Source organism: Acinetobacter tibetensis (assembly GCF_023824315.1).
Classification (GTDB): domain Bacteria; phylum Pseudomonadota; class Gammaproteobacteria; order Pseudomonadales; family Moraxellaceae; genus Acinetobacter; species Acinetobacter tibetensis.
The window spans coordinates 3,176,735-3,190,146 of the sequence record NZ_CP098732.1 but is presented as its reverse complement, the minus strand read 5'-3'; the positions used below and the strand labels follow the sequence as shown (position 1 = coordinate 3,190,146).

The window sequence follows — 13,412 nt, the reverse complement described above, 5'->3', positions numbered from 1 at the left end:
TTTACGTTATAATAGCGATATTACACACATTTTTTTGATGAAGCATTCCTTCATTTGGTTTTTTGATCAATGGCATAAGTGAGGACGTTTATGGCCTTATTACCTATTTTAAGTTTCCCCGATCCCCGTCTTCGTACCATTGCACAACCCGTCGAAGAAGTTACTGATGAAATTCGTCAGTTAGCTGCAGATATGTTTGAAACCATGTATGAAGCGCCAGGCATTGGTTTAGCCGCTACCCAAGTCGACCGCCATATTCAGTTGATTGTTATGGATCTATCTGAACATAAAGATCAGCCCATGGTGTTCATTAACCCCAAAATTACCCCATTGACTGAAGAAACCCAGCCTTATGAAGAAGGCTGTTTATCAGTGCCTCAAATATACGACAAAGTTGAGCGTGCGTCACGTGTAAAAATAGAGGCAATTAACCTTGAAGGTCAATCCTTTACAATAGAAGCAGACGAACTTCTCGCTGTTTGTATTCAGCATGAAATGGATCACTTAAACGGCAAATTATTTGTCGATTATTTATCACCACTCAAGCGTCAGCGTGCGCGTGAAAAAGTGGAAAAATTGACGCGTCAGCGCCAAAAAGAGAAAGTTGCAGTCAAACGCGGATAATTTCTCACCCAAAATCATCTTTAAGTATGAACCCAATTCCGATTGGGTTTTGTTATACTGATGCCGCACTAATTGCAGGATGATTATTTTTGCTTTTCCGTGGTGGTTTACTGCTGGCATGTGTCGCAGTTTTTTTACAGATTGCTGTTTTCTTACAGCCTTTGCTGCCGAAGCAATATCAAGTTGCTCCGGTCTGTGAAACCATTACGCGTGCACTTTTACTCCCTTCTCAAACTGTAAACGCCGTGCAGACTGCTGCTATGCAGCATACGCAACATTTACATCATCAAGTAGAACAAAAACAGCAGCATATTCATGATCACCATGATGCAAGTCATCAATGCCAATACTGTACCGTATATGGCAATTTAGTCTTGCCGCCTGAACTTGACATAAAGCCAATACTTGATCGTATTCAAGTTCGTTTAATCGCTTTTCAAAAAGCCTTTGCACATGTTTGGTTTGTTCTACAGCAACTATTTCTTATCCCACAAGGACGGGCACCGCCACTCTGGGCATAAATCCGCTTTATTTCGCTTGGGTCTTATGACTTAGGCACAGTGTTATTTATGTTTTAGAGAGATTGATATGGCTCAGCCTAAATTCTTGTTACAGCCTTTATCGGCTGCGATTTGTGTCGCGTGTTATTCGGTTACTGCTTATAGTGCAGAAGTACAACCTCCTCAAATTTTGACTCCTATTGTCGTGACCGCCCAGCAAGGTAATGATGCGAATGGCTTAATTGTACATGCGGATCCGAAACAACCCACTCAGCCCATTCCTGCGGTTGATGGTGCTGCTTATTTGCAAAGCATTGTCGGTTTTAACCAAATCAAAAATGGCGGCGCGAATGGCGATGTCACTTTCCGCGGTATGTTTGGCTCACGTATTAAAATTCTCACCGATGGTACGGAAAATTTAGGTGCATGCCCAAGCCGTATGGATAATCCTGCTTCTTATGTTTCTCCTGAAAGCTACGATAAAATCACAGTCGTAAAAGGACCACAAACTGTTCAGTATGCGCATACTGGTTCTGCTGCGACTGTTATATTTGAGCGTGAACCTGAACAGCTCACTTCGGCAAAACCCTATCGCGGACAAGCCAGTGTCATGCTTGGCTCTTATGGTCGCTTGGATCAGAATGTTGAAGCTGCGGTAGGGGATGAAAGCAAATATGCACGTTTAAATGCCAATCGTTCAGTTGCAGACAGTTATCAAGATGGAGCTGGCAATACAGTGCCTTCGGACTGGGAAAAATGGAATGCTGATCTGGCATTCGGTTGGACGCCAAATGAAGATACATGGGTGGAACTGAAAGGCGGCAAAAGCGATGGTGAGGCAGTCTATGCTGGACGCAGTATGGATGGTTCTAAATTTGCCCGTGAAAGTCTGGGGCTGCATATTGAAAAGAAAAATCTGGGTGAAGTGATTAAAAAAATCGAAGCCCAAGTGGACTATAGCTATAACGATCATGTCATGGATAATTTTAGTCTGCGTGAGTTTACTTCTGCAGGAGGAATGTCTATGCCAATGGCTTCTAATGTTGCGCGTCGCACAATAAATTCACGTGTTGCAATGACAACAGACTGGGATCGAATCAGTTTAGTCTCTGGACTGGATGTTCAAAATAATAAACATAGTGCACGTAAAGGGATGATGAATACCTATAAGGATAAGCCTAGAGTGACTGATATGGATTTTCAATCCTATGGGGCCTTTGGTGAATTAAGCTATGCATTCAATGATCAGCATAAACTGGTGACAGGTGCACGCGTCGATCAAGCGAAGATCGATAACTTAGCCACCGATACAGAGCGTAAAGAAACCTTGCCAAGTGGCTTTATTCGAATTGAAAGTGAACTTGCAGAGCATGTTAAAACTTACGCAGGTTTGGGCTATGTAGAACGTGTACCTGATTATTGGGAATTGTTTAGTACCAAATACCATCAAAGTACAGGTACGACCTTTGCCGATTTAGAGAATGAAAAAACCGCACAGTTTGATGCAGGCTATCAATATGAACAGGGTGCATTTAAATCATGGGCTTCAGTTTATGCAGGTTTGATTCAAGACTATATATTAGTGGCATATACACCGACAGGTTCAATGGGGCGATTGGAAGCCAAAAGCAGAAATGTCGATGCAACCATTGCAGGTGCTGAGGCAGGTGTGGCTTACCAGTTGACAGATCACATTCAAGCGGACATCAGTGCCATGTATGCATGGGGTGAAAATACAACGGATCACACCGCTTTACCGCAAATTGCACCATTAGAAGGACGTTTTAACCTACGCTATGTACAAGATAAATATAATCTCGGTTTACTGTGGCGTGTCGTTGCAGCACAAGATCGCACCAGTTCCCGTGAAGGCAATATCATTGGATATGATGTCGCGGATAGCAAAGGCTTTGGCACATTGTCTTTAAATGGCACCTATAACTTACAAAATGGGATCGATCTTTCTGTGGGGATTGATAATGTCTTTGATAAGAACTATGCGGAACATTTAAATAAATTGGGGAGTTCAGGCTTTGGTTATGCTGCAACAGAACAATTCAACAATATAGGACGTAACTACTGGGCACGCATCAGTATGAAGTTCTAGAGATCATCTTAGATGTGACACAGCCATTCTTGTAAAAGGGTGGCTTTTTTTTGTTTTGGTATAAGACAAAGACGAAAAATGAGGCGTAAATTTGAATAGTGATCACATAAACAGCATAAGTTGATGGAATAAAAGTCAAATTGAACAAAATAAAGCCTAGTAATAAAGGTGGTTTATTAATATTTTTATTAAAAACAATGGCTTAAATTTAAATGTATGGCAATGATTGGAAATAATTAAAAAAATTCAAAATTAATTAATATTAAAAAACAACAGCTTGTAAATTTTATGGTTTGAAAAATAAACATCAGTCAAATTATTTATAAAAACATGCTTGCAACGTATGTGAAATACTGTAGAATGCACATCCATCGGCGGTGATGTTGATTAAAACTTGTTGAGAAACAAGGATTTAGCCCAAGCGGTAGAATCTGGAAGTCTTGAAGAGGTTTAAAAATAATTAACAAAACCTGTTGACTTTAACTTAGATTAGAGTAACATAGCCGACCTAGCTTGATGATGACGAGTCATCAAGAAGATCATTAAGAGATTATGAAGAACAACTTGTGTGGATTTTTACTGATTGATTGATCGAAATTATTTTCATTGATTGATGGTAGAAATTACTCGAAGTTTATTTGAGAAATATTTGTCAGAAAATTGATGAGCCAAGATTGGTACCCTTATAGGTACTACTGATTTTAAACTGAAGAGTTTGATCATGGCTCAGATTGAACGCTGGCGGCAGGCTTAACACATGCAAGTCGAGCGGAGTGGTTGTGCTTGCACAATCACTTAGCGGCGGACGGGTGAGTAATGCTTAGGAATCTGCCTATTAGTGGGGGACAACATTCCGAAAGGAATGCTAATACCGCATACGCCCTACGGGGGAAAGCAGGGGATCTTCGGACCTTGCGCTAATAGATGAGCCTAAGTCGGATTAGCTAGTTGGTGGGGTAAAGGCCTACCAAGGCGACGATCTGTAGCGGGTCTGAGAGGATGATCCGCCACACTGGGACTGAGACACGGCCCAGACTCCTACGGGAGGCAGCAGTGGGGAATATTGGACAATGGGGGGAACCCTGATCCAGCCATGCCGCGTGTGTGAAGAAGGCCTTTTGGTTGTAAAGCACTTTAAGCGAGGAGGAGGCTACTAGTACTAATACTACTGGATAGTGGACGTTACTCGCAGAATAAGCACCGGCTAACTCTGTGCCAGCAGCCGCGGTAATACAGAGGGTGCGAGCGTTAATCGGATTTACTGGGCGTAAAGCGTGCGTAGGCGGCTGATTAAGTCGGATGTGAAATCCCTGAGCTTAACTTAGGAATTGCATTCGATACTGGTCAGCTAGAGTATGGGAGAGGATGGTAGAATTCCAGGTGTAGCGGTGAAATGCGTAGAGATCTGGAGGAATACCGATGGCGAAGGCAGCCATCTGGCCTAATACTGACGCTGAGGTACGAAAGCATGGGGAGCAAACAGGATTAGATACCCTGGTAGTCCATGCCGTAAACGATGTCTACTAGCCGTTGGGGCCTTTGAGGCTTTAGTGGCGCAGCTAACGCGATAAGTAGACCGCCTGGGGAGTACGGTCGCAAGACTAAAACTCAAATGAATTGACGGGGGCCCGCACAAGCGGTGGAGCATGTGGTTTAATTCGATGCAACGCGAAGAACCTTACCTGGTCTTGACATAGTAAGAACTTTCCAGAGATGGATTGGTGCCTTCGGGAACTTACATACAGGTGCTGCATGGCTGTCGTCAGCTCGTGTCGTGAGATGTTGGGTTAAGTCCCGCAACGAGCGCAACCCTTTTCCTTATTTGCCAGCACTTCGGGTGGGAACTTTAAGGATACTGCCAGTGACAAACTGGAGGAAGGCGGGGACGACGTCAAGTCATCATGGCCCTTACGACCAGGGCTACACACGTGCTACAATGGTCGGTACAAAGGGTTGCTACCTAGCGATAGGATGCTAATCTCAAAAAGCCGATCGTAGTCCGGATTGGAGTCTGCAACTCGACTCCATGAAGTCGGAATCGCTAGTAATCGCGGATCAGAATGCCGCGGTGAATACGTTCCCGGGCCTTGTACACACCGCCCGTCACACCATGGGAGTTTGTTGCACCAGAAGTAGGTAGTCTAACCGTAAGGAGGACGCTTACCACGGTGTGGCCGATGACTGGGGTGAAGTCGTAACAAGGTAGCCGTAGGGGAACCTGCGGCTGGATCACCTCCTTAACGAAAGATTGACGATTGGTAAGAATCCACAACAAGTTGTTCTTCATGACGATGTATCTGAGGGTCTGTAGCTCAGTTGGTTAGAGCACACGCTTGATAAGCGTGGGGTCACAAGTTCAAGTCTTGTCAGACCCACCAAATCTGACTAACGAAGCATTTGAAGAAATGCTGAATACAGAAAAACAGAGACATTAACTTATTGATAAGCTGGGGACTTAGCTTAGTTGGTAGAGCGCCTGCTTTGCACGCAGGAGGTCAGGAGTTCGACTCTCCTAGTCTCCACCATATATTGAATATCAATATATAAGCTAAGTAGTTAGATTATAGAAATTAGTGAATAGAGATTGGAAGATCTTGTTTTATTAACTTCTGTGATTTATCACAGTTTCCTGACCTGACGAAGGCTGGAAAAATCATTAACAGAATATATTTGAGTTGAAATAATTTGTTCATACTCGTTGAAAACGACATAGGCAACTATGAAGTGATTAAATGAGTTACTAGCGAAATTAACTGAATCAAGCGTTTTGGTATGTGAATTGAATTGAAGCTGTACCGTGTTTAAGTACACAGAACAACAAACTGTATGATCGAGCAATCGATCTGTCCTAGTACTACTTGTAGGTGCTACGACTGTTTGGGGTTGTATAGTCAAGTAATTAAGTGCATGTGGTGGATGCCTTGGCAGTCAGAGGCGATGAAAGACGTAATAGCCTGCGATAAGCTCCGGGGAGGCGGCAAATATCCTGTGATCCGGAGATTTCTGAATGGGGAAACCCACCTACTATAAGGTAGGTATTGCAACATGAATACATAGTGTTGCAAGGCGAACGAGGGGAAGTGAAACATCTCAGTACCCTTAGGAAAAGAAATCAATTGAGATTCCCTTAGTAGCGGCGAGCGAACGGGGAAAAGCCCATTAAGTCATATCAGTTTTAGTGGAATGCTCTGGGAAGTGCAACCATAGTGGGTGATAGTCCTGTACACGAAAGGGCTGATATGATGATGTCGAGTAGGGCGAGGCACGTGAAACCTTGTCTGAATATGGGGGGACCATCCTCCAAGGCTAAATACTCCTGACTGACCGATAGTGAACCAGTACCGTGAGGGAAAGGCGAAAAGAACCCCTGTGAGGGGAGTGAAATAGATCCTGAAACCGCATGCATACAAGCAGTGGGAGCCGACTAGTTCGGTGACTGCGTACCTTTTGTATAATGGGTCAGCGACTTACATTCAGTAGCAAGGTTAACCGAATAGGGGAGCCGTAGAGAAATCGAGTCTTAATAGGGCGTTTAGTTGCTGGGTGTAGACCCGAAACCAGGCGATCTATCCATGAGCAGGTTGAAGGTTGGGTAACACTAACTGGAGGACCGAACCCACTGTCGTTGAAAAGCCAGGGGATGACTTGTGGATAGGGGTGAAAGGCTAATCAAGCCTGGTGATAGCTGGTTCTCCCCGAAAGCTATTTAGGTAGCGCCTCGGACGAATACCATAGGGGGTAGAGCACTGTTTCGGCTAGGGGGTCATCCCGACTTACCAAACCGATGCAAACTCCGAATACCTATGAGTACTATCCGGGAGACAGACTGCGGGTGCTAACGTCCGTAGTCAAGAGGAAAACAATCCAGACCGCCAGCTAAGGCCCCAAAATTATAGTTAAGTGGGAAACGATGTGGGAAGGCATAGACAGCTAGGAGGTTGGCTTAGAAGCAGCCACCCTTTAAAGAAAGCGTAATAGCTCACTAGTCGAGTCGGCCTGCGCGGAAGATGTAACGGGGCTAAAACTATATGCCGAAGCTGCGGATTTGCAATTTATTGCAAGTGGTAGGGGAGCGTTCTGTAAGCCGATGAAGGTGTATTGAGAAGTATGCTGGAGGTATCAGAAGTGCGAATGCTGACGTGAGTAACGACAATGCGAGTGAAAAACTCGCACGCTGAAAGACCAAGGGTTCCAGTCCAACGTTAATCGGGGCTGGGTGAGTCGACCCCTAAGGCGAGGCCGAGAGGCGTAGTCGATGGGAAATTGGTTAATATTCCAATACTTCTGTGTAATGCGATGAGAGGACGGAGAAGGTTAAGTCAGCCTGGCGTTGGTTGTCCAGGTGAAAGGTTGTAGGCATGTATCTTAGGCAAATCCGGGGTACTCTATGCTGAGAACTGATAGCAAGCTGTACTTGTACAGTGAAGTGGCTGATACCATGCTTCCAGGAAAAGTCTCTAAGCTTCAGTTACACAGGAATCGTACCCGAAACCGACACAGGTGGTCAGGTCGAGTAGACCAAAGCGCTTGAGAGAACTCTGCTGAAGGAACTAGGCAAAATGGTACCGTAACTTCGGGAGAAGGTACGCTGCTGACGGTGATTCCCCTCGCGGGATGAGCTATTGGCAGCCACAGAAACCAGGCCCCTGCAACTGTTTATTAAAAACATAGCACTCTGCAAACACGAAAGTGGACGTATAGGGTGTGATGCCTGCCCGGTGCTGGAAGGTTAATTGATGGGGTTAGCGTAAGCGAAGCTCTTGATCGAAGCCCCAGTAAACGGCGGCCGTAACTATAACGGTCCTAAGGTAGCGAAATTCCTTGTCGGGTAAGTTCCGACCTGCACGAATGGCATAATGATGGGGGCGCTGTCTCCAGCAGAGACTCAGTGAAATCGAATTCGCCGTGAAGATGCGGTGTACCCGCGGCTAGACGGAAAGACCCCGTGAACCTTTACTGCAGCTTGACATTGAACTTTGATCTTACTTGTGTAGGATAGGTGGGAGGCTTTGAAGTTGGAACGCTAGTTCCAATGGAGCCGTCCTTGAAATACCACCCTGGTAATATTGAGGTTCTAACTCTGTCCCGTTATCCGGGACGAGGACCATGTCTGGTGGGTAGTTTGACTGGGGCGGTCTCCTCCTAAAGAGTAACGGAGGAGTACGAAGGTGCGCTCAGCGTGGTCGGAAATCACGCGTAGAGTATAAAGGCAAAAGCGCGCTTAACTGCGAGACCCACAAGTCGAGCAGGTACGAAAGTAGGTCTTAGTGATCCGGTGGTTCTGTATGGAAGGGCCATCGCTCAACGGATAAAAGGTACTCTGGGGATAACAGGCTGATACCGCCCAAGAGTTCATATCGACGGCGGTGTTTGGCACCTCGATGTCGGCTCATCTCATCCTGGGGCTGAAGCAGGTCCCAAGGGTATGGCTGTTCGCCATTTAAAGAGGTACGCGAGCTGGGTTTAGAACGTCGTGAGACAGTTCGGTCCCTATCTACCGTGGGCGCTGGAAATTTGAGAGGATCTGCTCCTAGTACGAGAGGACCAGAGTGGACGAACCTCTGGTGTACCGGTTGTGACGCCAGTCGCATCGCCGGGTAGCTATGTTCGGAAGGGATAACCGCTGAAAGCATCTAAGCGGGAAGCCTACCTCAAGATAAGATTTCCCTAGGACTTTATGTCCTCTAAAGAGCCGTTGAAGACTACGACGTTGATAGGTTGGATGTGGAAGCATAGTGATATGTGAAGCTGACCAATACTAATTGCTCGTGAGGCTTGACTATACAACACCCAAACAGTTGGTGTTGTGGTTCAAATCACTGCAAATAACTTGATTTAGTTATAAAGCTAGATACAATATCCAACTCAAATATACCTGTTAATAACTCATTTGACGAAAGTTAGGCATACACGCTGTGTAAATAAGACCATAACGAATAGTCATAAACAGTTGTGCTGGCGACAATAGCAAGAGTGAACCACCTGATCCCTTCCCGAACTCAGAAGTGAAACCTCTTAGCGCTGATGGTAGTGTGGGGTTACCCATGTGAGAGTAAGTCATCGCCAGCTCATTTATTCAAACACCCCCTAACCAACGTTAGGGGGTGTTTTTTATTGGGAAAATGTTTCTTTTGAAAAAATATCCAAAAATGTGATTAAAAATAATGATTAGTCATTTGAGGCTAACTTTAGAAGATGCTAAATAACAGTTAATGTAGATTGAATACATGATATGAGGTGAATTTATGGGTATGAGCTTGCCTGCATATTTTAACTTTATTGCTGTGGGGCTACCAGTACTTATTACTGCAATTGCTGTAGCTTTAATTATGAATGAAGATGAGTCAGAAAAAATTAGCGCAAATGATCCAGTGGTAGCTAATGCTTAATTTTTAAATCTAGAGTTATCTTGAGTATGAATAGGCTTATCTAGGTGTTCAGCCTATTTTTGAGACACTCCTAACCATTCAGTTAGGGGTGTTTTTTTAATAGGCTATTTGGTTTTTATAAGCATTAAGCTTTTAAAAAAAATTGTTTAAAATGTAAACAAATTTAAAATAATACCGTCAATTATAGGGGCATACAGCATGCTTCATCTGTGTTGATAGAGATAGATCACAGATATATCCAAAACCTAGTCATGGTCTGACTTTGACTCCAGTATTCCTGCGTTCTATAGTAATTTCATCTTGATTAAAAGGTAAACAATTTAAAAAATACTGAAATGAAATAGTTGAATTTGATGTATGGAAAAGCCCTGAATCTTTCAGTGCACAATAAAGTTATTAAACCGGAAAATTCTTCAACATAAATATAAGGAACGCATGAATTTGCAAAGATCTATCGTGTTTAGCAATTTTACTCAGATTTAGGATAAGTCATTGTTTTTTAATCTGGGGAGGAGGACATCACTTGGGAAGATCATCGCATTAAAAATCTAAGATTCGATGATAATACGAAAGAGAGCAAGGAGGTCTAGAACGATTTAAACTAAAGCGTTATATCATTCCAGAATGAAAAAATTTCGAATAAGGAGAGCATTGTTATTGCACCACATTATTGTCAAAGAGGTTATGACAACATGACCTCTTGAACATCAACTTAAGGAGTTGGTTATGAGACGATATGAACTGTCTTTAAGGATTTTAGTATTTGAAATCAGTCAGGTGAGGCTATTCGCATGGGCACAACATTAACACTGAATTCAAGATTACTCGCGATAATTGCACAGCGAAACCCAACCATTTATGACATTGTTATACCGCGTTTTGCTTGTCCGTCTGCTGAACCTTGGATAAGCGGTAAATATTCTCCAGTTGCAGTGAATCCGCAACCACTACCACCTTCTGAATTAGGTGCACTAGTGGCCTCTGAATTTATACAGATGGTTTGGTTTGCAAACCGTTTTGGATTGGATGCCAGTTTTATTTTGGATGATCTGGATGATTGGTGTCCAACCTATCCAAAGTGGCCCAAAAACATACCATGGTTAACCCCTCAGAGTGACTTCCCAAGACAACCCCTTCCAGAACCTCCGTCAGACTGGTTGTTAGATTTTCATCTGGGATTTGCCGCAAGGTTAGCCACAGCTCAATTAGAAGAGAGCATGATCGGTGAGATCGTAACTAAAGCATTCGAACGATCGGCTGCGGTGATTGAATCTGAAAAAATTATGTAAGCGTTTCGACAAAATCGCGCTCTGCCTCATCCACTTTTTATAATCTTTTTAACATTTTAGAAGTGTGTGAACTCGGTGGTGTAGTCGCCAAGAAATCCTGTGGGGTGCAGGGTTTCTTGGATATGAAAAATACCATTGAGTACAGATGATCATGCTGGGCTTCATGATTGATATTTGATGAGTTTATTCATGATGAACTTCAAACCATCGATTTCAAATTCATTGGCTGCACATGTTTCTTCTTTATTGCGTTTAAAAATATCCCGAATTTCTAACACTGCATGCGGATCAACCCTGCCTAAACTTGATGTCACTTGACGAATTTGACTGATAGAGCGAGAGCCATTGGTCGATCTATAACTGATAAAAGCGGTGAGTTTATCCTGCCACTCTTTACCGAGATAATCCAAGGCATTCTTAAGGGCGGGGCTATAGCCATGATGATACTCAGGGCTAATAAAAATAAAGGCATCGGCTAAGGCCGTTTTATCTGCCGATTGTTGTTTAAGTTGATCATAAATACCCGTGGCAGGAGGATGCGAACCTGAAAACAAAGGTAAGCCCCAATGTTTTAAATCAATGAGTTCGATATTAATGTCATGCAGGGCAAAATCAGAAATACAATCTATGATTCAGTGGGCGACTTTAATGGCTGTGCGGCCTTCTCGGATACTACCAACAATAAGATATATAAGCATGAGGGTTCCATTTTTTATTCTTGTATTTAAATTAATCATTTATGGCATGACTTTCCCTGTCAAACTTTGTTAAGACCTTGTGTACGGTTTAAATAGTTATATCTTAAAGATGATAAAAACATGAATAATAAAGTAATTGCATACCTTTGTGGCATATCTATATATGCAATCGGTTTTGGACAATAAAGCAGCTTTACCGCATTGTGTAAATCTATTTTGGGATGATTTCACAAGTTGGAGGTGAAGCGTGAGCACACAAACTTTAAATATCAATACGGTGGTCGATGAAGCCAAATTTACGCCTTTTCATTGGAGTGTTTTGATTTGGTGTTTACTGATTATTATTTTTGATGGTTATGATTTAGTCATTTATGGCGTTGCCTTACCTTTATTGATGCAAGAGTGGGGGCTGAGTGCGGTACAAGCCGGTTTACTCGCCAGTACGGCATTGTTTGGAATGATGTTTGGTGCCATGAGTTTTGGTACCTTGTCCGATAAATTAGGTCGTAAAAAAACCATTATGATCTGTGTGGCCATTTTTAGTGGTTTTACTTTTTTAGGTGCTTTTGCTTCCTCACCTGTTGAATTTGGCATTTTAAGATTTCTTGCTGGGTTGGGTATAGGGGGAGTCATGCCGAATGTGGTTGCCTTGATGACCGAATATGCACCGAAACGTATTCGTAGTACTTTGGTTGCTGTCATGTTTAGTGGTTATGCCATTGGTGGTATGGCTTCAGCTTTATTGGGGGCATGGTTGGTGACAGATTACGGCTGGAAAATCATGTTCTTTATTGCAGGGATTCCGTTCGTGGCTTTACCCATCATTTGGAAGTTTTTACCCGAATCGTTAATGTTCTTAACCCAAAAAGGTGAAACAGCGCAGGTGGCGCAGATTGTGCAAAAAATTAGTCCTGAGCAAAATATACATGCAGAAACACGATTTGTATTAAATGATGTTATCGCAGGTGATGAAGCACCCTTACATGCCTTGTTCCAGCAAGGTCGCATGTTCAGTACCCTGATGTTCTGGGTTGCCTTTTTCATGTGCTTACTGATGGTTTATGCACTAGGTAGTTGGTTGCCAAAATTGATGATTCAAGCAGGCTACTCACTCGGTGCCAGCATGCTGTTCCTGTTTGCCTTGAATATTGGTGGCATGGTCGGTGCAATTGGAGGCGGAGCTTTGGCAGATCGTTTTCATCTTAAACCTGTACTGAGTACTATGTTTACTGTAGGTGCTTTAGCTTTGATTTTACTTGGTTTTAATAGCCCACAGGCGGTGTTGTATACGCTGATTGCACTGGCAGGTGCAGCAACCATTGGTTCACAAATTTTACTCTACACCTTCGTGGCACAGTTCTACCCAACCGCAGTACGTTCTACAGGTATGGGCTGGGCATCAGGAATTGGGCGGATTGGGGCAATTGTGGGACCTATTTTGACAGGTGCATTATTGACCTTGCAGTTACCGCATCAAATGAACTTTATGGTAATTGCAATTCCTGGCATTATTGCTGCCTTAGCGGTATTTATGGTGAATCTAAAAGCTTCTGTAGATGGTAGTACACAACAAGAACAGCCAAACTTAGAGACAGCAAAGCGTTCAATCACAAGCTCATGACCTAAGCTGCGTGGAAAAGCTGATTTGAAACACCACCTGATCGAAGCCAAGGCGATAGAAAGGGGGTGTTTTCATGATCTCAGGCGGTCGTATCCACATGTAGATGTTTAATCTGCATGATTTTGATTACACAATAAACATAAATTTTTAGATGCTTGTTTTTGTATATATTTTAATCAAGCAA

5 protein-coding genes, 2 tRNA genes, 3 rRNA genes and 2 pseudogenes are annotated in these 13,412 nt (G+C 43.3%); 11 read left to right on the top strand and 1 reads right to left on the bottom strand.

Translation table 11 applies throughout. The features are described from left to right. Nucleotides 1-90 precede the first annotated feature (90 nt). The 10 genes and pseudogenes from def to M5E07_RS15290 all read left to right on the top strand — a co-directional run bounded on the left by def (nucleotide 91) and on the right by M5E07_RS15290 (nucleotide 10,909). On the top strand, nucleotides 91-624 hold the full coding sequence (def, locus tag M5E07_RS15335; RefSeq protein WP_116763326.1) for a peptide deformylase: 534 nt from the start codon (nucleotides 91-93) through the stop codon (nucleotides 622-624). Nucleotides 625-713: 89 nt separating this feature from the next. Continuing rightward, on the top strand, nucleotides 714-1,145 hold the full coding sequence (locus M5E07_RS15330; RefSeq protein ID WP_116763324.1) for a DUF2946 family protein: 432 nt from the start codon (nucleotides 714-716) through the stop codon (nucleotides 1,143-1,145). 67 nt (nucleotides 1,146-1,212) lie between these two features. Then, nucleotides 1,213-3,231 (top strand): TonB-dependent copper receptor, encoded by a 2,019-nt coding sequence (locus M5E07_RS15325; RefSeq protein ID WP_252220522.1) that lies wholly within the window; start codon nucleotides 1,213-1,215, stop codon nucleotides 3,229-3,231. 703 nt (nucleotides 3,232-3,934) lie between these two features. Then, nucleotides 3,935-5,471: ribosomal RNA gene (locus M5E07_RS15320) — 16S ribosomal RNA — on the top strand. Nucleotides 5,472-5,532: 61 nt separating this feature from the next. Next, nucleotides 5,533-5,609 (top strand) — tRNA-Ile (locus M5E07_RS15315). A 71-nt stretch (nucleotides 5,610-5,680) separates the two neighbouring features. Beyond that, nucleotides 5,681-5,756, top strand: a tRNA-Ala gene (locus tag M5E07_RS15310). Nucleotides 5,757-6,120: 364 nt separating this feature from the next. Beyond that, nucleotides 6,121-9,014: ribosomal RNA gene (locus tag M5E07_RS15305) — 23S ribosomal RNA — on the top strand. Between the two features lie 171 nt (nucleotides 9,015-9,185). Continuing rightward, nucleotides 9,186-9,300: ribosomal RNA gene (gene rrf / locus M5E07_RS15300) — 5S ribosomal RNA — on the top strand. Together the 16S, 23S and 5S rRNA genes with 2 tRNA genes alongside form the textbook arrangement of a ribosomal RNA operon. A gap of 167 nt (nucleotides 9,301-9,467) precedes the next feature. Next, nucleotides 9,468-9,620 (top strand): annotated as a pseudogene (locus M5E07_RS15295) (aromatic acid/H+ symport family MFS transporter); the annotation flags it as partial. A 791-nt stretch (nucleotides 9,621-10,411) separates the two neighbouring features. After that, nucleotides 10,412-10,909, top strand: coding sequence for a hypothetical protein (locus tag M5E07_RS15290; protein ID WP_252220521.1), 498 nt, complete (start codon nucleotides 10,412-10,414; stop codon nucleotides 10,907-10,909). Nucleotides 10,910-11,070: 161 nt separating this feature from the next. Here M5E07_RS15290 and M5E07_RS15285 read toward each other — a convergent pair. Beyond that, nucleotides 11,071-11,607: pseudogene (locus M5E07_RS15285) on the bottom strand (NADPH-dependent FMN reductase). A 247-nt stretch (nucleotides 11,608-11,854) separates the two neighbouring features. Between M5E07_RS15285 and M5E07_RS15280 the strand changes: the two are divergent. After that, complete coding sequence (locus M5E07_RS15280; protein ID WP_252220519.1) at nucleotides 11,855-13,228, top strand: aromatic acid/H+ symport family MFS transporter; 1,374 nt, start codon at nucleotides 11,855-11,857, stop codon at nucleotides 13,226-13,228. The last annotated feature ends 184 nt before the right edge of the window (nucleotides 13,229-13,412 follow it).